The following is a 22,495-nucleotide window of genomic DNA, read 5'->3' as shown; positions in this document are numbered from 1 at the left end:
GCTCCACTACGGCGCCGACGACCTCGGCTCGATCATGCTGGAGGAGAACGTCGTCTCCTCGGCCGGTGCCAGGCACCGCTCGAACCGGCTGGAGATCATCGAGCTGATCCGCAAGGCGGGCCGCGTCCCGGCGCAGCGCGCGACGACGTACGAGCACCTCGTCGTGCACGACGACCCGGCGAACGACCCGGTCGACGACCGCGTGGTCTCGCACATCTCGTCCACGGCGATCGAGGGCGGCACGGCCCACCCCGAGCTGAAGCTGCTGACCTCCAACTGACGCCGCCGTGCTGACGATCCACGCCGCCCCGCTGGTCCTGCCGGTGGGCGCGGCACCCGTCGCGGACGGAGCCGTCGTGGTGGACGGCGACCGGATCACGGCCGTCGGGCCGTACGAGGAGGCCGTCGCCGCGGCCCCGGGTGCGCGGGTGCGGCGCTGGCCGGGCGTGCTCACCCCGGGGCTGCGCCAGTGGCACCCGCTGTGGCTGCTGCGCCGCTGCTACCACCCCGACCCGCGCGAAGCCGGCGAGCTGGGCGAACTGCCGCTGTGGGGCGAGCGGTTGGCCGCCCTGGGCGATCTCACCGAGAACCGCTGGTCGGGCAGTGTCCGGCGTGGTGTGCAGCGGATGCTGCGGTACGGCACGACGGCGGTCGCGTCCCCGGGGGCACGCTTCGCCGATCCGCTGGTGGCCACGGCCGTCGCCCGGTCCGGGCTGACGGTCGTGGGCGTCCAGGGCGCCCCCGGGATGCTGCTGGGCGAGTGTCCCGACCTCGACCCGTTCGCCGAGGGGTACGACCTCGCCGGCACGGTCCACGGCCCCCTGGCCGTCGGCGGCCGGGCCGACCTCGCCGTGTTCGACGTGCCCGACGAGCCGGCCCTGAGCGAGCGCGGCGCGGTGACCTGTGTGGCGACCGTGCTGGGCGGCCGGCTGGTGTACCGGGGCCGCTGACCGGGCCCAGCCTCAGCACGGCCGGTCCCGGAAGGCCGGCCGCACCGACACCCAGGTGTCTCGTGCTGCCGATGCAGGCGAAGGCGTACGTCGCGATCGACTACCGGACGGTCACGGTCCTCGACGCGCGCGTACGCAAGAAGCCCGCCCTCGTCCCGGGAGACCGGGCTGCAACAATGGGCGGGTGACCCGCGCCTCCCTGAACAAGCAGCCGCACGAAGTCGCCTCGATGTTCGACGACGTGGCGGAACGGTACGACCTGACCAACGACGTGCTGTCGCTCGGCCAGGACCGGCGCTGGCGCAAGGAGGTGTCGAAGGCGGTCGACGCGCGCCCCGCGCAGAAGATCCTCGACCTCGCGGCGGGCACGGCCACCTCCTCGCTGCCCTTCGCGCGCACGGGCGCGTACGTCGTCCCCTGCGACTTCTCGGTCGGGATGCTCCGGGTCGGCAAGCGGAACCACACCTGGCTGCCGTTCACGGCCGGGGACGCGACGAGGCTGCCGTTCAAGGACGACACCTTCGACGCGGTGACGATCTCCTTCGGGCTGCGCAACGTCCAGGACTTCGACGCGGCACTGCGGGAGATGTACCGGGTGACCCGCCCCGGCGGCCGCGTGGTGATCTGCGAGTTCTCGACCCCGACCTGGGCGCCCTTCCGCACCGTCTACACCGAGTACCTGATGCGGGCGCTGCCGCCGGTCGCGCGCGCGGTCTCCTCGAACCCGGACGCGTACGTGTACCTCGCCGAGTCCATCCGGGCCTGGCCCGACCAGCCCGCCCTCGCCGAACGGCTGCGCAAGGCGGGCTGGACGAAGGTGGCGTGGCGCAACCTCACCGGCGGTGTGGTCGCGCTGCACCGGGGCTTCAAGGAGAGCTGAGCCCCCACCGCTGTCTCACCGGTTGATCATCTCGAAGGCGTCGCCGGGCTCGCCGAGTTCGCGTTGCATCCCGCCGCTCGGCGGGCGCGGGATGCGCGGCTCGCGCACGCCTCCGCCGCCCTCGCCCTCCCAGAAGTCGAACCACACGTACACCATCGAGTCCGGCGGCACCTCGGCACCGGGCTGCGGATACTGGCGTACGACGTAGTCGACGACGGTGTGGTGGAAGTCCGGGCGGTCCGGCGCGTTGAGGAACAGGCCCCGCGCACGGGCCGTTTCGCGCGCGTCCACGGCCATCAGCCCGACCAGCCGTGGCACACGCACTTCGGGTGTTTTGGGTGTTATACGCACAGATGTCACCCCCAGCGGTACTGGCAGGGTAACTCCCGTGTGCCCCGGCCGGAAGAAGCCGGTGTCTTTCTGTAACAGACGACTACACTGTGTTATTGATGTCGTCGCCGTTGCCACCAGAGGCGGCGGGGGAGTCGAGCGCGAGCCGGAAGCAGAGGGCCCGCTCGTCCAGCGTCGGGTGCGGATACGTCTCCGCCGGCCGCATGCCGAGCCGCCGGGCCACCGAGATCGACCGCTCGTTGCCGGGCCGGACCATCGCCACGACCTCCTTCACCCCGGCCGCCCGCACCCGCCGCAGCGTCTCGCGCGCGGCCGCCGTGACGTACCCCTTGCCCCAGTGCGCGCGACCGAGCCGCCAGCCGATCTCCGTCTCGCCGACCGGACCCCAGCCCGGCCGCCAGGGCTGGGCGCCGGTGAACCCGATGACCTCGCCGGTCTCGTCCAGTATCGTCCACAGGCAGAAGCCGAGTTCCGCGTCGTGCCGTCGCTGGCGCGCGGTGAGTTCCTCGTAGACGGACAGGGCCGTCGGCCTGCCGCCGTAGAACTCCATGACCTCGGGATCGCCGAAGACCCGGTGCCAGGCGACGGCGTCCTCGTGCGTCGGGACGCGCAGCCGTACCGCGGGGAGGGGTCGGTTCACAGGGCAGCCCTTCATCCGGGTGATCAATTCTGCTGAATAGACTGCCCATGTCCAGTGCCGGTCGGCACGCAGATTTCGAACTTGGGGAGATCCCGCCGTGACCGTCGTGAAGGAGCCCCTCTCCGAGAACACCGCCGACGTGATCGTCGTCGGCGCGGGGCCGGCCGGCTCCACGACCGCCTACCACCTCGCCAAGGCCGGTCTCGACGTCCTGCTCCTGGAGAAGACCGCGTTCCCGCGCGAGAAGGTGTGCGGCGACGGCCTCACCCCGCGCGCGGTGAAGCAGCTCGTCGCCATGGGCATCGACATCTCCGAGGAGGCCGGCTGGCTGCGCAACAAGGGCCTGCGCATCATCGGGGGCGGCTCCCGCCTCCAGCTGGACTGGCCGGATCTCGCCTCCTACCCGAACTACGGACTCGTCCGCAAGCGCGACGACTTCGACGAGCAGCTCGCCCGCAATGCCCAGAAGGCGGGCGCGCGGCTGTACGAGCGCTGCACCGTGGGCGCCCCGGTCATCGACGACCGCACCGGCCGCATCACCGGCGTGCGGGCCAAGCTCGGCGAGGAGAAGCGCGAGGTCACCTTCCACGCGCCGCTGGTCGTCGCCGCCGACGGCAACTCCACCCGGCTGTCCCTCGCGATGGGCCTGCACCGCCGCGAGGACCGTCCGATGGGTGTCGCGGTCCGCACGTACTTCACCTCGCCCCGCCACGACGACGACTACCTGGAGTCCTGGCTGGAACTGTGGGACCGCCGCGGCCCCCAGGACCGCCTGCTGCCCGGCTACGGCTGGATCTTCGGCATGGGCGACGGCACGTCGAACGTGGGCCTCGGCGTGTTGAACACCTCCGCCTCCTTCAAGGAGCTGGACTGGCGCGAGGTCCTCAAGGCCTGGTGCGCCTCCATGCCCGAGGACTGGGGCTACACCCCCGAGAACATGACGGGCCCGATCCGCGGCGCCGCCCTGCCCATGGCCTTCAACCGCCAGCCGCACTACACGCGCGGCCTGCTGCTCGTCGGTGACGCCGGCGGTCTGGTGAACCCCTTCAACGGCGAGGGCATCGCCTACGCCATGGAGTCCGGCCAGATCGCCGCCGACGTCGTCGTCCAGGCCCACGCGCGGGCCACGCCCGCCCAGCGCGAGATCGCCCTCCAGCGCTACCCGCGCGTCCTCAAGGACACCTACGGCGGCTACTACACGCTCGGCCGCGCCTTCGTGAAGCTCATCGGCAACCCGAAGGTCATGCAGATCGCCACCCAGCGCGGCCTCACGCACCCGATGCTGATGAAGTTCACCCTCAAGCTCCTCGCGAACCTCACCGACCCCACGGGCGGCGACGCGATGGACCGCGTGATCAACGGCCTGAGCCGGGTGGCCCCGAAGGCGTGAACCTCCTCTGGGGCCGGCTCAGTTCCCCGGTGCGGGCGGCCCGGCGGGCGAAGACGTCGTCCCGCCGGTCCGCCATCTGCCGCAGCGCGTCCTTCTTCTCGCGTGTGGAGAGCCGGTCCAGATAGATGCGCCCGTAGGTGTGGTCGGTCTCGTGGGCCAGGCAACGGGCGAAATATCCCGTTCCTTCGATGACGAGCGGGTTGCCGTCCTTGTCCTGCCCGCGCACGATGGCGCGCTCCGGCCGCGGTACGGCCATCACGGCACCCGGCACCGACAGACAGCCCTCACCCTCGTCGATCAGCCGGCGCCCGGCCGGGGCGGCCTCCAGCACAGGATTGACGATGTGCCCGACATGTCGGACACCGTCGTCGTCGGGACAGTCGTACACGAACAGGCGCAGATCGACGCCCACTTGGTTGGCCGCGAGGCCGGCCCCTTCGGCGACGTACATGGTGAGGAACATGTCGTCGATGAGCGCGGCGAGGTCGGGCCCGAACTCCGTGACGTCCCGGCACGGCTTGTGCAGGACCTCCTCGCCGACCTCGGTGACCCGGCGCACCGCGCCACGCCCGGACTCGGGGGCGTAGCGCGGGTAGTAGTCGGCGGCACTTCCCTGTACGAACACGCGTGGCATCGCGCGGTCTCCTTCACTCGTGACCGGACCGCCGTACGACGGCCCGGACCGAGCATGTCAGGAAAGACCGGCCCGTACGCCGGTACGGCGCAAGGGCCGCTGCCCCCGAGCGGCTGCGGCCCTACGCGCGTTGAGTGGTGCCGGTGCTCTCAGAGCACCCGCACGGCGCCGGTCGGCGGGTCGTACGACAGCGGCTTCTCGACGATCCCGGTGGACGGGTTCTGCGCGCCGACGAACATACCGTCGCCGACGTACACCGCCACGTGGTACGCGCTGCCCGCGCTGCCCCAGTAGAGGATGTCGCCCGGCTGGAGGTTGCTCAGCGACACCTGGGTGCCCTGGGTCGACTGGTCCTGGGAGACGCGCGGCAGGTCGACGCCGATCTGCTTGAAGGCGGACTGCACGAGACCGGAGCAGTCGTAGGCGCTCGGGCCGGAGGCGCCCAGCACGTAGGACTTGCCGATCTGCGCCTTCACGAAGGCGATGACCGTGGCGGCCGAACCGGTCGCGGAACCGGTGTCGGTGGCGGAGGTGTCGGTGCTCGACGAGGCGGACAGCGTGGTGCGCTCCGCGTTGCGCGAGGCACGGGCGGCGGCCTCGATGCGGGCCTGCTGCTCGGCCTTCTTCTTGGCCTCCGCGGCCTTCTGCTGGGCGTCGGCGAGGTCCGCCTTGGCCTGCTTCGCGGCATTCGCGGCGGCCGCGTCGCGCTCCGCCTGGAGCTGGTAGTTCGCGGCGGCCTGCTGCGTGGCGTCCGCGGACTGAGCGGCCTGGGCGGCCAGGTCGGCCGTCAGGGTGGGCAGTTCGAGGGTCTGCGTCACCGGCTCGGCCGCGTTCGCCGAGCCGGACGCTCCGGCGACTGCCAGGGTGCCGAGGACGCCACCGGCAACTCCGGCCCGCATCGCGAAGGTCGACGCGCTGCGGCGGGGCTTCCGGTGGCTGCGTATGTGAGCGGTGTGGGACATGAGGACAACGGGTACCAGGGGCTCCTTCATATCTTCAAGAAACGTGTGCTGCGCCACAGTTGCTCAATCGAGACCCTGAATCCCGGGCGTGTCGCTCTTTATTGACGCCGTAACGGACATAGCGGGCGTTGGCGATCAAGCCCTTGATCACGGTCTTTGATCATTACGCCCGAATTGCCCCGCGCTTACCACCGGTTGGGATGATTGGCCAACCCCGGTTCTCAGGAGTCTCTCATCGATGTGGCAGAGGTCACGGAACGGTTACCGGAAGGGTGGCGTCCCGTGTGCACGGAGCTCGTGAATGCGCGCACGCGTTCGCACCCGCGTCCACATCGCACCCCGCACTCCCCCTGATGTGTGAACGCGGCCCTTTATCAGGCAGCCGCGTCCAGCGTCAATTTGCATGCAAGTGAAGTCTCTTGATATTGAGACGCCCCCTCCGGCCTGCGATGACTGGCCGGAATGTCACTTCTGGTGATCAACTGAACGCTTCGCGTATGAAGATCACCCATCATCCGACTTCATGATCCTTCGTCAGGTGGTGGAGATCACAAAGCTTGTGGAATACCCCGTGTCGCAGATCACAGAGCGGCGGGCATAAGATGCGAGGCAGTTGGGCTTGTGACCTGCTTCACATGTTCTCGATCTTCGCCCGGGACGAGCGGGGCGCGTGGGACCGGTGAGGCGGGTGTGGGCCCTGTGAACCGCCAGCAGTCAGCGCCGACTGAGAGGAGCGAGGAGCGGTGAACGCGTATGCGCCCATCCTCGTACTGGGAGCCCTCGGGGCAGGCTTTGCGATCTTCTCCGTGGTCATGGCCACGCTGATCGGGCCGAAGCGGTACAACCGCGCCAAGCTCGAGGCCTATGAATGCGGTATCGAGCCGACCCCCACGCCGGCCGGCGGCGGGCGCTTCCCCATCAAGTACTACCTGACGGCGATGCTCTTCATCGTCTTCGACATCGAGATCGTCTTCCTCTACCCCTGGGCCGTCACGTTCGACGCCCTGGGGATCTTCGGGCTCGTGGAGATGCTGCTCTTCGTGCTCACCGTCTTCGTCGCGTACGCGTACGTATGGCGGCGCGGCGGCCTGGAATGGGACTGAGGGGCCTTTAACGACATGGGACTCGAAGAAAAGCTGCCGAGCGGCTTCCTGCTCACCACCGTCGAGCAGGCCGCGGGCTGGGTGCGCAAGGCGTCCGTCTTCCCGGCCACCTTCGGCCTCGCCTGCTGCGCCATCGAGATGATGACCACCGGTGCCGGCCGTTACGACCTGGCGCGCTTCGGCATGGAGGTCTTCCGCGGCTCGCCGCGCCAGGCCGACCTGATGATCGTCGCCGGCCGGGTCAGCCAGAAGATGGCGCCGGTGCTCCGGCAGGTCTACGACCAGATGCCCAACCCCAAGTGGGTGATCTCCATGGGCGTCTGCGCCTCCTCGGGCGGCATGTTCAACAACTACGCGATCGTCCAGGGCGTCGACCACATCGTCCCGGTCGACATCTACCTGCCGGGCTGCCCGCCCCGCCCCGAGATGCTGATGGACGCGATCCTCAAGCTCCACCAGAAGATCCAGACCTCCAAGCTCGGTGTGAACGCCAAGGAGGCCGCCCGCGAGGCGGAGGAGGCGGCGCTCAAGGCCCTGCCCACGATCGAGATGAAGGGGCTGCTGCGGTGAGCGACGCGAACGGCACCAACGGCGCCGGCGGATCCGCGAACGGGGTGAACCCCGAGAAGGACCTCTCCGCCTCCAACCTCCCCGGCCAGCGCGGCCAGGGCGGCGAGGAGATCCGCGTCCAGCGCGGGATGTTCGGCGCCAACAACGGCGGCGACACCTCCGGCTACGGCGGACTGGTCCGCTCGGTCCGCCTCCCGGGACCCGCGAGCAGGCCCTACGGCGGCTGGTTCGACGAGGTCGCCGACGAACTCGAAGGCGCACTGGAGGAACAGGGACTCCTCCCGGAGACCGCCATCGAGAAGACGGTCGTCGACCGCGCCGAGCTGACCTTCCACATCGAACGCGAGCACCTGGTCCGCGTCGCCCGCACCCTGCGCGACGACCCGGCTCTGCGCTTCGAGCTGTGCACCGGCGTCAGCGGCGTCCACTACCCGAACGACAAGGGCCGCGAGCTGCACGCCGTCTACCACCTGCGCTCGATCACCCACAACCGGCTGATCCGTCTCGAAGTCAGCGCACCCGACAGCGACCCGCGCATCCCGTCCCTGGTCCCCGTCTATCCGACGAACGACTGGCACGAGCGTGAGACCTACGACTTCTTCGGGATCGTCTTCGACGGTCACCCGGCCCTGACGCGGATCATGATGCCGGACGACTGGCAGGGCCACCCGCAGCGCAAGGACTACCCCCTCGGCGGCATCCCCGTCGAGTACAAGGGCGCCCAGATCCCGGCTCCGGACCAGCGGAGGTCGTACTCGTGAGCACGCAGTCAGCATCCGCGGCCGACGCCGCATCGGCGCGCGAGACCACCGAGGGCACCGTATACACGGTCACCGGTGGCGACTGGGACGAGATCGTCCAGTCCGCGACCCGCGCCGACGACGAACGCATCGTCGTCAACATGGGTCCGCAGCACCCGTCCACCCATGGAGTGCTTCGCCTGATCCTGGAGATCGACGGCGAGACCGTCACCGAGGCCCGCTGCGGCATCGGCTATCTGCACACCGGCATCGAGAAGAACCTCGAATTCCGCACGTGGACGCAGGGCACCACCTTCGTCACGCGCATGGACTACCTCACGTCCTTCTTCAACGAGACCGCCTACTGCCTCGCCGTCGAGAAACTCCTCGGCATCGAGGACGAGATCACCGAGCGCGCCAAGATCATCCGAGTCCTCCTGATGGAGCTGAACCGGCTCTCCTCCCACCTGGTGTGCATCGCCACCGGCGGCATGGAACTGGGCGCCACCACGATCATGATCTACGGATTCCGCGATCGTGAAATGATTCTCGACCTCTACGAGCTCATCACGGGCCTGCGCATGAACCACGCGTACATCCGGCCCGGCGGACTCGCCCAGGACCTGCCGCCCGGCGCGGTGGACCAGATCCGCGCGTTCGTGAAGAAGATGCAGAAGAACCTCCCGGAGTACGACAAGCTCGCCACCGGGAACCCCATCTTCAAGGCCCGCATGCAGGACATCGGCTATCTCGACCTGGCCGGCTGCATGGCCCTCGGTGCCACCGGCCCGATCCTGCGCTCCGCGGGCCTGCCGCACGACCTGCGCAAGGCGCAGCCGTACTGCGGCTACGAGACGTACGACTTCGAGATCCCGACCGCCGGCACCTGCGACGCCTACGGCCGGTTCCTGGTCCGCCTGGAGGAGATGCGCCAGTCGCTCGGGATCGTCGAGCAGTGCCTGGACCGGCTCCAGCCCGGACCGGTCATGGTCGCCGACAAGAAGATCGCCTGGCCCGCCCAGCTCGCCCTGGGACCGGACGGACTCGGCAACTCCCTCGACCACATCAAGAAGATCATGGGCACCTCCATGGAGGCCCTGATCCACCACTTCAAGCTCGTCACCGAGGGCTTCCGCGTCCCGCCGGGACAGGCGTACGCGGCCGTCGAGTCCCCCAAGGGCGAGCTCGGCGTGCACGCCGTCTCCGACGGCGGCACCCGCCCCTACCGGGTCCACTTCCGCGACCCGTCCTTCACCAACCTGCAAGCCATGGCGGCGATGTGCGAAGGCGGCCAGGTCGCCGACGTGATCGTCGCCGTCGCGTCCATCGACCCCGTGATGGGAGGCGTCGACCGGTGACCACCTCTTCTTCGGAGCGGGGCGTCAGCCTGGGCATGCCCGAACTGCCCGCGCCCGCGTACCCGGACGACGTCCGGGCCCGGCTGGAGGCGGACGCGCGCGACGTCATCGCGCGCTACCCGGACTCCCGCTCCGCCCTGCTGCCGCTGCTCCACCTCGTGCAGTCGGAGGAGGGCCACGTCACGCGCACCGGAATGCGGTTCTGCGCGGACATGCTGGACCTGACCACGGCCGAGGTCAGCGCCGTCGCCACCTTCTACACCATGTACCGGCGCAAGGCGTCCGGCGACTACCAGGTCGGCGTGTGCACCAACACGCTGTGCGCGGTGATGGGCGGCGACGAGATCTTCGAGACCCTCCAGGAGCACCTGGGCGTCGGCAACGGCGAGACCACCGGCGACGGCAAGGTCACCCTGGAGCACATCGAGTGCAACGCGGCCTGCGACTTCGCGCCGGTCGTGATGGTCAACTGGGAGTTCTTCGACAACCAGACACCCGGCAGCGCCAAGCGTCTGGTCGACGATCTGCGCGCGGGGCGGCCCGTGCAGCCAACGCGCGGGGCGCGGATGTGCACCTTCAAGGAGACCGCGCGGATGCTGGCCGGCTTCCCCGACGAGCGGCCCGGGGCCGTCGAGGAGGGCGGCAGTGCGGGACCCGCGTCGCTGGTGGGCCTTCGCCTGGCAAGGGGAGAGGCCGCACCCGCGCGCGTGGTCCATCCGCGCGGAGGTCCGCACGAGGAACCCCAGGACACGCCGTCCGCCGACCAGGACGCAGAGGAGGGGGAGTGATGACCGTGGCAGCCGAGCTGAAGGACACCAGCCCCGAGAAGCTGCTCGCACCCGTGTTGTCGGCCTTCTGGGACGAGGACCGGTCCTGGACGCTGGACGTCTACCGGAGGCACGAGGGGTACGAGGGGCTGCGCAAGGCACTCGCCATGTCGCCGGACGACCTGATCGCGTACGTCAAGGACTCCGGTCTGCGCGGCCGCGGTGGCGCGGGGTTCCCGACCGGAATGAAGTGGCAGTTCATTCCGCAGGGTGATGGAAAACCGCACTATCTAGTTGTCAACGCCGACGAGTCGGAGCCCGGGACCTGCAAGGACATCCCGCTCCTCTTCGCGAACCCGCACAGCCTCATCGAGGGCATTGTGATCGCGTGTTACGCCATCAGGTCGTCGCATGCCTTCATCTATCTGCGTGGTGAAGTCGTCCCCGTTCTGCGGCGGTTGCACGAGGCCGTGCGCGAGGCCCGTGCGGCGGGATACCTCGGCGAGAACATCCTGGGCAGCGGGCTCGACCTCCAGCTCACCGTGCACGCGGGCGCGGGCGCGTACATCTGCGGTGAGGAGACCGCACTGCTGGACTCACTCGAAGGCCGCCGTGGTCAACCGCGGCTGCGTCCCCCCTTCCCTGCTGTCGAAGGGCTCTATGCCTGCCCGACTGTTGTGAACAACGTCGAGTCGATCGCGTCGGTTCCCGCAATCCTGAAAAACGGGAAAGACTGGTTCAGGTCGATGGGCAGCGAGAAGTCCCCGGGCTTCACGCTCTACTCGCTCAGCGGCCACGTCGCGAGCCCCGGCCAGTACGAGGCCCCGCTCGGCATCACGCTCCGGCAGCTCCTCGACATGAGCGGCGGGATGCGGCCCGGCCACCGCCTCAAGTTCTGGACGCCCGGCGGCTCCTCGACCCCGATGTTCACCGACGAGCACCTCGACGTCCCTCTCGACTACGAAGGAGTGGGCGCAGCCGGTTCGATGCTCGGCACCAAGGCGCTCCAGTGCTTCGACGAGACGACCTGCGTGGTGCGTGCGGTGACCCGCTGGACCGAGTTCTACGCGCACGAGTCCTGCGGCAAGTGCACGCCCTGCCGCGAAGGGACGTACTGGCTGGTGCAGTTGCTGCGGGACATCGAGGCGGGCAAGGGCGTCATGGTCGACCTCGACAAGCTCGCCGACATCGCCGACAACATCAACGGCAAGTCGTTCTGCGCCCTCGGCGACGGCGCCGCGTCCCCGATCTTCTCCTCGCTGAAGTACTTCCGCGAGGAGTACGAGCAGCACATCACGGGCCGGGGCTGCCCCTTCGACCCGGCCAAGTCGACGGCCTGGGCGGACCGCCCGGAGGTGAACGCATGACCGTGACCACCAGTGCCCCCACCGGAGGGGGGCAGGCGGCGGTCCCGCCGGAGGACCTCGTCACGCTGACGATCGACGGCATCGAGATCAGCGTGCCCAAGGGCACCCTGGTCATCCGGGCTGCCGAGCAGGTCGGCGTCGAGATCCCCCGGTTCTGCGACCACCCCCTCCTCGCCCCCGTCGGCGCCTGCCGCCAGTGCATCGTCGAGGTCGAGGGCCAGCGCAAGCCGATGGCGTCCTGCACCATCACGTGCACCGACGGCATGGTGGTGAAGACCCAGCTCACCTCGCCGGTCGCCGAGAAGGCCCAGCACGGCGTGATGGAGCTGCTGCTCATCAACCACCCGCTGGACTGCCCGGTCTGCGACAAGGGCGGCGAGTGCCCGCTGCAGAACCAGGCCATGTCGCACGGCAACGCCGAGTCCCGCTTCGACGGCAAGAAGCGCACCTACGAGAAGCCCGTACCGATCTCCACCCAGGTCCTGCTCGACCGCGAACGGTGCGTGCTGTGCGCCCGCTGCACCCGGTTCTCCCAACAGATCGCGGGCGACCCGATGATCGAGCTGCTGGAGCGGGGCGCGCTGCAGCAGGTCGGCACCGGCGAGGGCGACCCGTTCGAGTCGTACTTCTCCGGCAACACCATCCAGATCTGCCCGGTCGGCGCGCTGACCTCGGCCGCCTACCGCTTCCGCTCCCGCCCCTTCGACCTCATCTCCTCGCCCTCGGTGTGCGAGCACTGCTCCGGCGGCTGCGCCACCCGCACCGACCACCGGCGCGGCAAGGTCATGCGGCGGCTCGCCGAGAACGACCCCGAGGTCAACGAGGAGTGGATCTGCGACAAGGGACGCTTCGCGTTCCGGTACGCGCGGGCGAAGGACCGCCTCGACACCCCGCTGGTGCGGGGCGCCGACGGAGTCCTGGAGCCCGCCTCCTGGCCGCAGGCGCTGGACGCGGCCGCGCGCGGGCTGAGCGCAGCCCGCTCCCGGGCCGGCGTCCTCATCGGCGGCCGGCTCACCGTCGAGGACGCCTACGCGTACAGCAAGTTCGCGCGCGTGGCGCTCGACACCAACGACATCGACTTCCGCGCGCGCGTGCACAGCGGCGAGGAGGCCGACTTCCTGGCGTCGCAGGTGGCCGGCCGCGGCCGTGACCTCGACGGTACGGGTGTCACGTACACCTCCCTGGAGAAGGCGCCCGCCGTCCTGCTGGTCGGCTTCGAGTCCGAGGAGGAGGCGCCCGGCGTCTTCCTGCGGCTGCGCAAGGCCTGGCGCAGGCACAAGCAGCAGGTCTTCGCGGTGGCCACGCACGCGACCCGGGGCCTGGAGAAGGCGGGCGGCACGCTGCTGCCGGCCGCGCCGGGCACCGAGACCGAGTGGCTGGACGCCCTCGCGAGCGGCGTCGGGCTGGAGGAGCCCGGCACGCGCGCGGCGGAGGCCTTGCGCGGTGAGGGCGCGGTCATCGTCGTCGGCGAGCGGCTCGCCTCGGTCGCGGGCGGGCTCACCGCAGCCGTCCGCGCCGCCACCGCGACCGGCGCCCGGCTGGTGTGGATCCCGCGCCGGGCCGGTGAACGCGGCGCCGTCGAGGTCGGTGCGCTGCCGTCGCTGCTGCCGGGCGGCCGCCCGGCGACCCACCCGCGCGCGCGGGAGGAGGTCGCCGCTGCCTGGGGGCTGGCCGAACTCCCGCTGCGCTACGGCCGCGACACGCACCACATCGTCGAAGCCGCCGCCACAGGCGAACTGTCCGCCCTCGTGGTCGCCGGTGTCGAGGTCGCCGACCTGCCCGACCCGGCACGCGCGCGTGAGGCACTGGGCAGCGTCGGCTTCCTGGTCTCGCTGGAGCTGCGGCCCGGCGAGGTCACGGAGCACGCCGACGTCGTCCTGCCGGTCGCCGCGGCGGCCGAGAAGGCGGGCACCTTCCTCAACTGGGAAGGCAGGGTGCGGCTCTTCGAGGCCGCCCTCAAGCCCGACCAGATGACCCGCCGTCTCGCGCCGACCGACGCGCGCGTGCTGCAGATGCTCGCCGACGCCATGGACGTCCACCTCGGTCTGCCGGATCTGCGCACCACGCGCGCGGAGATCGACCGGCTCGGCTCCTGGGACGGCCCGCACGCCACCGAGCCCCAGGAGTCCCCGGGCGTGCTGCCACGTCCGGCCGTCGGCGAGGCCGTGCTCGCCGGGCACCGGCTGCTGCTCGACCAGGGCGTCCTCCAGCAGGGCGACGAAGCGCTCGCCGGCACCCGGCACGCCGCACGCGCGCGCGTGTCGGCGGCGACGGCCGCCGAGGCGGGCGTGCGGGACGGCGAACTCCTCGCCGTCACCGGCCCGGCCGGCACCACCGAACTCCCGCTCCAGGTCACCGAGATGCCCGACCGCGTGGTCTGGCTCCCGATGAACTCCGCCGGGGCCGGCGTCGCCTCCGACACCGGGGCACAGCCCGGCTCCCTCGTCCGCATCGGCCCGGCGGCAGCCGTCGAAGAGGCCCCCAAGGAGGTGGAGGCATGAGCCCGTTCCTCGCCGCTGAAGACCTCTCGATGTTCGGCCGCGACCCCTGGTGGCTGGTCGTCGTCAAGGCGGTGTTCTGCTTCGCCTTCCTGATGGTGACCGTGCTGTTCTCCATCGTCTGGGAGCGCAAGGTCGTCGCCTGGATGCAGCTGCGCATCGGCCCCAACCGGCACGGCCCCTGGGGCATGCTCCAGTCGCTCGCCGACGGCGTGAAGCTGATGCTCAAGGAAGACGTCATCGTCAAACGCGCGGACAAGGTGGTCTACGTCCTCGCGCCGATCGTCGCGGCCATCCCGGCCTTCATGGCGATCGCGGTGATCCCCTTCGGCCCGGCCGGCAACGAGATCTCGATCTTCGGCCACCGCACCGCGATGCAGCTCACCGACCTGCCGATCGCGATGCTCTACATCCTCGCGGTCGCCTCCGTCGGCATCTACGGCATCGTCCTCGCGGGTTGGAGTTCTGGATCCACCTATCCGCTCCTGGGTGGCCTGCGCTCCTGCGCGCAGATGATCTCCTACGAGATCGCCATGGGCGCCGCGTTCGCCTCCGTGTTCCTCTACTCGGGGTCGATGTCGACGTCCACGATCGTGGAACAGCAGCACGACCGCTGGTACATCCTGCTGCTGCCGGTCTCCTTCATCCTCTACATCGTCACGATGGTCGGCGAGACCAACCGCGCCCCCTTCGACATGCCAGAGTCCGAGGGCGACCTGGTCGGCGGCTTCAACACCGAGTACTCGTCCATCAAGTTCGCGATGTTCATGCTCGCCGAGTACGTGAACATGGTGACGGTCTCGGCCGTGTCGACCACGCTCTTCCTCGGCGGCTGGCGCGCCCCCTGGCCGATCAGCACCTTCTGGGCGGGCGCCAACCACGGCTGGTGGCCGCTGCTCTGGTTCGTCATCAAGGTCCAGTTGCTGCTGTTCTTCTTCATCTGGCTGCGCGGCACGCTCCCGCGCGTGCGCTACGACCAGCTGATGAAGCTCGGCTGGAAGGTCCTCATCCCGGTCTCGGTGACCTGGCTGATGCTGGTGGCGACGGTACGGGCCCTGCGTAACGCGCACTACGACTTCGCCGACATCGCCCTCTACGTCGGCGGCGGAGTCCTCGCCCTGCTGCTGCTCTCCTTCGTCGCCGACATGTTCCGCGAGAAGGCGAAGGAGACCGAGCAGCCCGCCGTGCAGGACGCCGGGTTCGACCCGATGGCGGGAGGATTCCCGGTCCCGCCCCTGCCCGGACAGGAGCTCCCGCCGGTGCCGAGGCGCCGCCCCCGCCGCGAGCGGGAGCTGATTGTCAGTGGTGGGTCGGACACTGTCAGTGACGGATCTTCGGATGGAAAGGAGGCGTCCGATGGCTGAGGAGCCCAAGGAGACCAAGCCCGGTTTCCTGAACCCCGTGGCCGGCTTCGGCGTGACCTTCAAGGCCATGTTCAAGAAGCGGCTGACCGAGCAGTACCCCGAACAGAAGAAGACCACGGCCCCGCGGTTCCACGGACGGCACCAGCTCAACCGCCATCCGGACGGCCTGGAGAAGTGCGTCGGCTGCGAGCTGTGCGCCTGGGCCTGCCCTGCCGACGCGATCTACGTCGAGGGCGCCGACAACACCGACGAGGAGCGCTACTCGCCGGGCGAGCGGTACGGCCGCGTCTACCAGATCAACTACGCCCGCTGCATCCTGTGCGGCCTGTGCATCGAAGCGTGCCCCACGCGCGCGCTCACGATGACCAACGAGTTCGAGCTGGCCGACTCCAGCCGCGCCAACCTCATCTACACCAAGGAACAGCTGCTCGCCGGTCTCGAGGACGGCATGGTCGACACGCCCCACGCGATCTTCCCGGGCACCGACGAACAGGACTACTACCGCGGCCTGGTGACCCAGGCAGCGCCCGGCACCGTACGGCAGGTCGCCGTCTCCAAGGGCGAGTCCCCCGAGGACCGGCAGCAGGACCACGGCCAGGAGCAGGAGGTGGACGCATGAGCCCGCAGCTCGCCGCCTACACCACCTCCACCGGCGAGGCCTTCCAGTTCTGGGTGCTCGCCACCGTCGCGGTGATCGGCGCCCTGTGCACCGTCTTCATGAAGAAGTCCGTGCACAGCGCCCTCTCCCTCGCCGGGACCATGATCGTCCTGGCGGTGTTCTACCTCGCCAACGGCGCCTACTTCCTCGGGATCGTGCAGATCGTCGTCTACACCGGCGCGATCATGATGTTGTTCCTGTTCGTGGTGATGCTCGTCGGCGTGACGGCCGCGGACTCGCTGAAGGAGACCATCAAGGGCCAGCGCTGGCTGGCCCTTCTGTGCGGGGTCGGCTTCGGCGTCCTGCTGTTCGCCGGCATCGGCAACGCCTCGCTGAAGGAGTTCGACGGCACCGGCCGGGCGAACGCGAACGGCAACGTGGAGGGCCTCGCCTCCCTCATCTTCACCAAGTACGTCTTCGCCTTCGAAATCACCGGCGCCCTGCTGATCACGGCCGCCGTCGGCGCCATGGTGCTCACGCACCGGGAGCGCACCGAGCGCGCCAAGACCCAGCGCGAGCTGTCCGAGCAGCGCATCCGCGAGGGCAAGCACGTCCCGCCGCTGCCCGCCCCCGGTGTCTACGCCCGGCACAACGCCGTGGACATCGCCGGCCTGCTGCCCGACGGCACCCCGTCCGAGCTGACCGTCAGCAAGACGCTGCGCGAACGCGGCCAGATCCGTGACGTCTCGGCGGAGGCCCTCGGCGACCTCAAGGCGCTGGAGCAGCGCTCGAAGGAGCGCCTGGAGCGCACGGCGATCGAACCGACGACGTTCAAGCGGTCCGAGGAGGCGTCGAAGTGAACCCGGTCAACTACCTGTACCTCTCGGCCCTGTTGTTCACGATCGGCGCGACGGGGGTCCTGATCCGTCGCAACGCCATCGTGGTCTTCATGTGCATCGAGCTGATGCTGAACGCCTGCAACCTCGCGTTCGTCACCTTCTCCCGGATGCACGGCAACCTCGACGGCCAGGTCATCGCGTTCTTCACGATGGTCGTCGCCGCCGCGGAGGTCGTGGTGGGCCTCGCGATCATCGTGTCGCTGTTCCGTACCCGCCACTCGGCCTCGGTCGACGACGCCAGCCTGATGAAGCTGTAAGGGGTCGGAAGAATCGTGGAGAACCTGATCGCGCTGCTCATCGCGGCGCCCCTGCTCGGAGCGGCCGTCCTGCTGACCGGCGGCCGGCGCCTGGACCGCGTCGGCCACTGGATCGGCACGCTCCTGTCGGCCGCCTCCTTCGTGTTCGGCCTGATCCTCTTCGCCGACCTGCTCGGCAAGAACGCCGAACACCGCACCCTGATCAAGCACCTGTTCAGCTGGGTCCCGGTGGCCGGCTTCCAGGCGGACGCCACCCTCCGCCTCGACCAGCTGTCGATGACGTTCGTCCTGCTCATCACGGGCGTCGGCTCGCTGATCCACCTGTACTCGGTCGGGTACATGGAGCACGACGAGCGGCGCCGCCGCTTCTTCGGCTATCTCAACCTGTTCCTCGCGGCCATGCTGCTGCTCGTCCTCGCCGACAACTACCTGCTGCTGTACGTCGGCTGGGAGGGCGTCGGCCTGGCCTCGTACCTGCTGATCGGTTTCTGGCAGCACAAACCCAGCGCCGCGACGGCCGCGAAGAAGGCCTTCCTGGTCAACCGCGTCGGCGACATGGGCCTGTCGATCGCGATCATGCTGATGTTCGCGACGTACGGGACGTTCGCCTTCGGTCCGGTCCTCGGCCACGCGACCGACGCCTCCCAGGGCAAGCTCACCGCGATCGGCCTGATGCTGCTGCTCGCGGCCTGCGGCAAGTCCGCCCAGGTGCCGCTGCAGTCCTGGCTCGGGGACGCCATGGAGGGCCCGACCCCGGTCTCGGCCCTGATCCACGCGGCGACGATGGTGACCGCGGGCGTGTACCTGATCGTCCGCTCCGGAGCGGTCTTCAACGCCGCTCCCGACGCACAGCTGGCGGTCACCGTCGTCGGCGCGGTCACGCTCCTGTTCGGTGCGATCGTCGGTTGCGCCAAGGACGACATCAAGAAGGCGCTGGCCGGCTCGACCATGTCGCAGATCGGCTACATGATCCTCGCCGCGGGCCTCGGCCCCGTCGGCTACGTCTTCGCGATCATGCACCTGGTGACGCACGGCTTCTTCAAGGCCGGGCTGTTCCTCGGTGCCGGTTCGGTCATGCACGGCATGAACGACGAGGTCGACATGCGCAGGTACGGCGGCCTCAGGACGTACATGCCGGTCACCTTCATCACCTTCGGCCTCGGCTACCTCGCCATCATCGGCTTCCCGGGCCTGTCCGGCTTCTTCTCCAAGGACAAGATCATCGAGGCGGCCTTCGCGAAGGGCGGCACCGAGGGCTGGATCCTCGGCGGCGCGGCCCTGCTGGGCGCCGCCATCACCGCCTTTTACATGACGCGCGTGATGCTGATGACGTTCTTCGGCGAGAAGCGCTGGCAGCCCGACGAGAACGGCAACGAGCCGCACCCGCACGAGTCCCCGAGGGTCATGACGATCCCGATGGTCGTGCTCGCCGTCGGCTCGGTCTTCGGCGGTGCCTTCTTCAGCATCGGCGACCGCTTCCTGCACTGGCTGGAGCCGGTCACCGGACACAGCGAGGGCCACTCCCCGGTCGGCGCCTGGACGGTCACCGGGGCGACCATGGTCTGCCTGGTCATCGGCGTCGGCATCGCCTGGGCGCAGTACGGCCGCAGGCCCGTCCCGGCCGTCGCCCCGCGCGGTTCGCTGCTCACCCGCGCGGCCCGCCGCGACCTGCTCCAGGACGACTTCAACCACGTGGTCCTGGTCCGCGGCGGCGAGCATTTGACGCGCTCGCTGGTGTACGTCGACCACACCCTGGTGGACGGTGTCGTCAACGGCACGGCGGCCGGCTTCGGCGGTCTGTCCGGGCGGCTGCGCCGGCTCCAGAACGGCTTCGCCCGTTCCTACGCGGTCTCGATGTTCGGCGGCGCGGCACTCCTCGTCGCCGCGACCCTGCTGATGAGGGCGGTCTGATACCGATGTCCTTTCCTCTGCTGACAGCGACGGCGGCGCTCCCGGCCGTGGGAGCCGTCGCCACGGCCGCCGTACCGGCCGCGCGGCGAACCGCCGCCAAATGGCTGGCGCTGCTCGTCTCGCTCGCCACACTCGCCCTGGCGATCACGATCCTGGTCCGCTTCGACCCGGGCGGCGCCCGCTACCAGCTCACCGAGTCCCACGCCTGGATCGCGGACTTCGGGGTGCGGTACGAGCTGGGCGTGGACGGCATCGCGGTGGCGCTGGTCGCGCTGACCGCCCTGCTGATCCCGTTCATCGTCCTCGCCGGCTGGAACGACGCCGACCCGCTGGAGACGGGCAGCAGGCGCTGGCGGCCCACACAGGGCTTCTTCGCGCTGATCCTGGCCGTCGAGGCGACGGTGATCATCTCCTTCGAGGCCACCGACGTCTTCGTCTTCTACATCTTCTTCGAAGCCATGCTCATCCCGATGTACTTCCTCATCGGCGGCTTCGGCGACCGCGCCCACGCACAGGGTGAGGCGGCGGCTTCGACGCAACGGTCGTACGCGGCCGTGAAGTTCCTCCTCTACAACCTCGTCGGCGGCCTGATCATGCTCGCCGCGGTGATCGGCCTCTACGTCGTCGCCGGGAGCTTCAGCCTCGCGGACATCGCGCACGCGCGCGCGACGGGCTCGCTGCACATGGCGACCAGCACGGAACGCTGGCTGTTCCTCGGCTTCTTCTTCGCCTTCGCGGTGAAGGCGCCGCTGTGGCCGCTGCACACCTGGCTGCCCAACGCCATGCAGGAGGCCACCGCCCCGGTCGCCGTCCTGATCACCGCGGTCGTCGACAAGGTGGGCACCTTCGCGATGCTCCGCTTCTGCCTCCAGCTGTTCCCGGAGGCCTCGAAGTGGGCGACGCCCGCCATCCTCGTCCTGGCACTGATCAGCATCGTCTACGGCGCACTGCTCGCCGTCGGCCAGCGCGACATCAAGCGCCTGGTGGCGTACGCGTCGATCTCGCACTTCGGCTTCATCATCATGGGCATCTTCGCGATGACCAGCCAGGGCCAGTCCGGCGCCACGCTCTACATGGTCAACCACGGAATCTCCACGGCCGCGTTGATGCTGGTCGCCGGGTTCCTCATCTCCCGGCGCGGCTCGCGGCTCATCGCCGACTACGGCGGGGTGCAGAAGGTCGCCCCGGTGCTCGCCGGCACGTTCCTGATCGGCAGCCTGGCCACCCTCTCCCTGCCCGGCCTCGCACCGTTCGTGAGTGAATTCCTCGTCCTGGTCGGCACGTTCACGCGCTACCCGGCGATCGGCATCATCGCCACCATCGGCATCGTCCTCGCCGCGCTCTACACCCTCGTGCTGTACCAGCGGACGATGACGGGCCCGGTGAAGCCCGCGGTCTCGGCGATGCCCGACCTCCGCGCGCGCGAGCTGGTGGTGGTCGCCCCGCTGATCGTGCTGCTGATCTTCCTGGGCGTCTACCCGAAGCCCGTCACGGACATCGTCAACCCGGCGGTCAAGCAGACCATGTCCGACGTACACAAGACCGACCCCAAGCCCTCGGTGGAGGCGGCCAAGTGAGCACAGCAGCCGTCCACAGCCTGTGGACAACCGCGGCCGACCCGATCGCGAAGATCCCGACTCCGCATATCGAATACGGACAATTGTCGCCGACACTGATCGTCGTCGGCGCCGCGCTGGTCGGCGTGCTGATCGAGGCGTTCGTCCCGCGCAAGTCCCGCTACTACGCGCAGGTGTTCGTGTCCGTCGTCGCCCTGTGCGCCGCGTTCGCCGCGGTGGTCGGGCTCGCGGCCGACGGCTACGGCACCACCAAGGCGCACATCGCGGCCATGGGCGCGATCGCCGTCGACGGCCCGGCCCTGTTCCTCCAGGGCACGATCCTGCTGGCCGGACTGGTCGCCCTGTTCACCTTCGCCGAGCGCCGCCTGGACCCGGCCGCGCACGGCAGCCGCGTCGACTCCTTCGCCGCACAGGCGGCGTCGGTGCCCGGCAGCGACGGCGAGAAGGCGGCGGTGAAGGCGGGCTTCACCACGACAGAGGTCTTTCCGCTGCTGTTGTTCGCCATCGCGGGCATGCTGGTCTTCCCCTCGGCCAACGACCTGCTGACGCTGTTCGTGGCCCTGGAGGTCTTCTCCCTGCCGCTGTACCTGCTGTGCGCACTGGCCCGCCGCAAGCGGCTCATGTCGCAGGAGGCCGCGGTCAAGTACTTCCTGCTCGGTGCGTTCGCCTCGGCGTTCACCCTGTTCGGCATCGCCCTGCTCTACGGCTACGCGGGCTCGGTGTCGTACGCGCGCATCGCGCAGGTCGTCGACGGCACGGTCACCAACGTCGACCCGGCGCTCGCGGGCACCATGGGCAACGACGCGCTGCTGCTCATCGGCGGCGCCATGATCGTTATGGGCCTGCTGTTCAAGGTGGGCGCGGTGCCGTTCCACATGTGGACGCCCGACGTCTACCAGGGCGCGCCGACCCCGGTGACCGGCTTCATGGCGGCGGCGACGAAGGTGGCCGCGTTCGGCGCGCTGCTGCGTCTGCTGTACGTCGTCCTGCCGGGCATGCGCTGGGACTGGCGGCCGGTCATGTGGGCGGTCGCGATCATCACCATGCTGGGCGGTGCGATCGTCGCCATCACCCAGACCGACATCAAGCGCCTCCTGGCGTACTCCTCGATCGCACACGCCGGATTCATCCTCGCGGGTGTCATCGCCACGTCGAAGGACGGCGTCTCGTCCGTCCTCTTCTACCTGGCCGGCTACTCCTTCGTGACGATCGGCGCCTTCGCGGTGGTCACGCTGGTGCGCGACGCGGGCGGCGAGGCGACCCACCTGTCCAAGTGGGCAGGACTGGGCCGCCGCTCCCCTCTGGTGGCAGCCGTCTTCGCGGTCTTCCTCCTGGCCTTCGCCGGCATCCCGCTGACCTCCGGCTTCGCCGGAAAGTTCGCCGTGTTCAAGGCGGCCGCGGCCGGCGGCGCGGCCCCGCTGGTCGTCATCGGTGTGATCTCCTCGGCGATCGCCGCGTTCTTCTACATCCGCGTGATCGTCCTGATGTTCTTCAGCGAACCGCGCCCGGACGGCCCGACGGTGGCCGTTCCGTCCCCGCTGACCATGGCCGCGATCGGCCTGGGCGTGGCGGTGACCCTGGTGCTCGGCGTGGCTCCGCAGTACTTCCTGAACCTGGCGAGCCAGGCGGGAGTCTTCGTGCGCTGACGCTCCGGCTCCGCTGTGTACGGGCCGCTGCCC

Annotated in this window: 22 protein-coding genes and 1 pseudogene; 19 read left to right on the top strand and 4 right to left on the bottom strand. The window is 69.6% G+C overall.

From position 1 onward, the window contains the following. From BIV25_RS18635 to BIV25_RS18625, 4 genes and pseudogenes are all read left to right on the top strand, one after another. Positions 1–280: pseudogene (locus BIV25_RS18635) on the top strand (dehypoxanthine futalosine cyclase); the annotation flags it as partial. A gap of 7 nt (positions 281–287) precedes the next feature. Then, positions 288–950, top strand: coding sequence for a hypothetical protein (locus tag BIV25_RS18630; RefSeq protein ID WP_071373457.1), 663 nt, complete (start codon positions 288–290; stop codon positions 948–950). A 62-nt stretch (positions 951–1,012) separates the two neighbouring features. Further along, positions 1,013–1,138 (top strand): hypothetical protein, encoded by a 126-nt coding sequence (locus BIV25_RS52835; protein ID WP_256255910.1) that lies wholly within the window; start codon positions 1,013–1,015, stop codon positions 1,136–1,138. After that, entirely contained in the window at positions 1,135–1,830 is a 696-nt protein-coding gene (locus BIV25_RS18625) for a demethylmenaquinone methyltransferase (protein ID WP_071373456.1), read from the top strand. The genes BIV25_RS52835 and BIV25_RS18625 overlap by 4 nt, the downstream gene beginning before the upstream one ends. A 15-nt stretch (positions 1,831–1,845) precedes the next feature. Here the strand turns inward: BIV25_RS18625 and BIV25_RS18620 are convergent, their stop codons facing one another. Continuing rightward, positions 1,846–2,154, bottom strand: coding sequence for a PASTA domain-containing protein (locus BIV25_RS18620; protein WP_079176711.1), 309 nt, complete (start codon positions 2,152–2,154; stop codon positions 1,846–1,848). 109 nt (positions 2,155–2,263) lie between these two features. Continuing rightward, on the bottom strand, positions 2,264–2,821 hold the full coding sequence (locus tag BIV25_RS18615; protein WP_071373455.1) for a GNAT family N-acetyltransferase: 558 nt from the start codon (positions 2,819–2,821) through the stop codon (positions 2,264–2,266). Between the two features lie 97 nt (positions 2,822–2,918). Between BIV25_RS18615 and BIV25_RS18610 the strand changes: the two genes are divergently transcribed. Further along, positions 2,919–4,211, top strand: coding sequence for a geranylgeranyl reductase family protein (locus BIV25_RS18610; protein WP_071373454.1), 1,293 nt, complete (start codon positions 2,919–2,921; stop codon positions 4,209–4,211). On the opposite strand, the gene def is transcribed toward BIV25_RS18610, so the two are convergent. After that, positions 4,177–4,845: a peptide deformylase gene (gene def / locus BIV25_RS18605; protein WP_071373453.1), complete on the bottom strand. Its 669-nt coding sequence runs from the start codon at positions 4,843–4,845 to the stop codon at positions 4,177–4,179. The two genes, BIV25_RS18610 and def, sit on opposite strands and share 35 nt — an antisense overlap. 149 nt (positions 4,846–4,994) lie before the next feature. Further along, positions 4,995–5,807, bottom strand: coding sequence for a C40 family peptidase (locus BIV25_RS18600; RefSeq protein ID WP_107486177.1), 813 nt, complete (start codon positions 5,805–5,807; stop codon positions 4,995–4,997). A gap of 743 nt (positions 5,808–6,550) precedes the next feature. On the opposite strand from BIV25_RS18600, the gene BIV25_RS18595 reads away from it, so the two are divergent. From BIV25_RS18595 to nuoN, 14 genes are read left to right on the top strand one after another with little or no spacing between them, the layout of a single operon-like run. Then, positions 6,551–6,910, top strand: a complete 360-nt coding sequence (locus tag BIV25_RS18595; protein WP_003992243.1) for an NADH-quinone oxidoreductase subunit A — start codon at positions 6,551–6,553, stop codon at positions 6,908–6,910. 15 nt (positions 6,911–6,925) lie between these two features. Then, the gene (locus BIV25_RS18590; protein WP_053654534.1) at positions 6,926–7,480 is read left to right on the top strand and encodes an NADH-quinone oxidoreductase subunit B family protein; all 555 of its coding nucleotides are present in this window, start codon (positions 6,926–6,928) and stop codon (positions 7,478–7,480) included. Further along, the gene (locus tag BIV25_RS18585; protein WP_071373452.1) at positions 7,477–8,241 is read left to right on the top strand and encodes an NADH-quinone oxidoreductase subunit C; all 765 of its coding nucleotides are present in this window, start codon (positions 7,477–7,479) and stop codon (positions 8,239–8,241) included. Before BIV25_RS18590 ends, BIV25_RS18585 begins: the two co-directional genes overlap by 4 nt. Continuing rightward, positions 8,238–9,578, top strand: a complete 1,341-nt coding sequence (locus BIV25_RS18580; RefSeq protein ID WP_071373451.1) for an NADH-quinone oxidoreductase subunit D — start codon at positions 8,238–8,240, stop codon at positions 9,576–9,578. Before BIV25_RS18585 ends, BIV25_RS18580 begins: the two co-directional genes overlap by 4 nt. Beyond that, the gene (nuoE, locus tag BIV25_RS18575; RefSeq protein ID WP_071373450.1) at positions 9,575–10,366 is read left to right on the top strand and encodes an NADH-quinone oxidoreductase subunit NuoE; all 792 of its coding nucleotides are present in this window, start codon (positions 9,575–9,577) and stop codon (positions 10,364–10,366) included. Before BIV25_RS18580 ends, nuoE begins: the two co-directional genes overlap by 4 nt. After that, positions 10,363–11,712, top strand: a complete 1,350-nt coding sequence (gene nuoF, locus BIV25_RS18570) for an NADH-quinone oxidoreductase subunit NuoF (protein ID WP_177235325.1) — start codon at positions 10,363–10,365, stop codon at positions 11,710–11,712. Before nuoE ends, nuoF begins: the two co-directional genes overlap by 4 nt. Beyond that, positions 11,709–14,213: an NADH-quinone oxidoreductase subunit G gene (locus tag BIV25_RS18565; protein ID WP_071373448.1), complete on the top strand. Its 2,505-nt coding sequence runs from the start codon at positions 11,709–11,711 to the stop codon at positions 14,211–14,213. The genes nuoF and BIV25_RS18565 overlap by 4 nt, the downstream gene beginning before the upstream one ends. After that, the gene (nuoH, locus tag BIV25_RS18560; protein WP_071373447.1) at positions 14,210–15,574 is read left to right on the top strand and encodes an NADH-quinone oxidoreductase subunit NuoH; all 1,365 of its coding nucleotides are present in this window, start codon (positions 14,210–14,212) and stop codon (positions 15,572–15,574) included. The genes BIV25_RS18565 and nuoH overlap by 4 nt, the downstream gene beginning before the upstream one ends. Then, positions 15,567–16,193: an NADH-quinone oxidoreductase subunit NuoI gene (gene nuoI / locus BIV25_RS18555; RefSeq protein ID WP_071373446.1), complete on the top strand. Its 627-nt coding sequence runs from the start codon at positions 15,567–15,569 to the stop codon at positions 16,191–16,193. The genes nuoH and nuoI overlap by 8 nt, the downstream gene beginning before the upstream one ends. After that, positions 16,190–17,032: an NADH-quinone oxidoreductase subunit J gene (locus tag BIV25_RS18550; RefSeq protein WP_071373445.1), complete on the top strand. Its 843-nt coding sequence runs from the start codon at positions 16,190–16,192 to the stop codon at positions 17,030–17,032. Before nuoI ends, BIV25_RS18550 begins: the two co-directional genes overlap by 4 nt. Further along, the gene (gene nuoK, locus BIV25_RS18545; protein ID WP_071373444.1) at positions 17,029–17,328 is read left to right on the top strand and encodes an NADH-quinone oxidoreductase subunit NuoK; all 300 of its coding nucleotides are present in this window, start codon (positions 17,029–17,031) and stop codon (positions 17,326–17,328) included. The genes BIV25_RS18550 and nuoK overlap by 4 nt, the downstream gene beginning before the upstream one ends. 15 nt (positions 17,329–17,343) lie before the next feature. Continuing rightward, positions 17,344–19,239: an NADH-quinone oxidoreductase subunit L gene (gene nuoL / locus BIV25_RS18540; RefSeq protein ID WP_071373443.1), complete on the top strand. Its 1,896-nt coding sequence runs from the start codon at positions 17,344–17,346 to the stop codon at positions 19,237–19,239. A 5-nt stretch (positions 19,240–19,244) separates the two neighbouring features. Next, the gene (locus BIV25_RS18535) at positions 19,245–20,816 is read left to right on the top strand and encodes an NADH-quinone oxidoreductase subunit M (RefSeq protein WP_071373442.1); all 1,572 of its coding nucleotides are present in this window, start codon (positions 19,245–19,247) and stop codon (positions 20,814–20,816) included. Continuing rightward, positions 20,813–22,462 (top strand): NADH-quinone oxidoreductase subunit NuoN, encoded by a 1,650-nt coding sequence (nuoN, locus tag BIV25_RS18530; RefSeq protein ID WP_071373441.1) that lies wholly within the window; start codon positions 20,813–20,815, stop codon positions 22,460–22,462. The genes BIV25_RS18535 and nuoN overlap by 4 nt, the downstream gene beginning before the upstream one ends. Positions 22,463–22,495: the final 33 nt, after the last annotated feature.

It is taken from the genome of Streptomyces sp. MUSC 14 (assembly GCF_001866675.1).
Taxonomy (GTDB): domain Bacteria; phylum Actinomycetota; class Actinomycetes; order Streptomycetales; family Streptomycetaceae; genus Streptomyces.
The sequence above is the reverse complement of the archived record's forward strand: the minus strand, read 5'-3'. Positions and strand labels throughout refer to the sequence as shown.

Excerpts from the sequence above, each read along its gene's own strand:
- def (WP_071373453.1), bottom strand. The coding sequence starts at position 4,845 with ATGCCACGCGTGTTCGTACAGGGAAGTGCCGCCGACTACTACCCGCGC.
- BIV25_RS18600 (WP_107486177.1), bottom strand. The coding sequence starts at position 5,807 with ATGTCCCACACCGCTCACATACGCAGCCACCGGAAGCCCCGCCGCAGC.
- BIV25_RS18590 (WP_053654534.1), top strand. The coding sequence starts at position 6,926 with ATGGGACTCGAAGAAAAGCTGCCGAGCGGCTTCCTGCTCACCACCGTC.
- BIV25_RS18565 (WP_071373448.1), top strand. The coding sequence starts at position 11,709 with ATGACCGTGACCACCAGTGCCCCCACCGGAGGGGGGCAGGCGGCGGTC.
- nuoH (WP_071373447.1), top strand. The coding sequence starts at position 14,210 with ATGAGCCCGTTCCTCGCCGCTGAAGACCTCTCGATGTTCGGCCGCGAC.
- nuoI (WP_071373446.1), top strand. The coding sequence starts at position 15,567 with ATGGCTGAGGAGCCCAAGGAGACCAAGCCCGGTTTCCTGAACCCCGTG.
- BIV25_RS18550 (WP_071373445.1), top strand. The coding sequence starts at position 16,190 with ATGAGCCCGCAGCTCGCCGCCTACACCACCTCCACCGGCGAGGCCTTC.
- BIV25_RS18535 (WP_071373442.1), top strand. The coding sequence starts at position 19,245 with ATGTCCTTTCCTCTGCTGACAGCGACGGCGGCGCTCCCGGCCGTGGGA.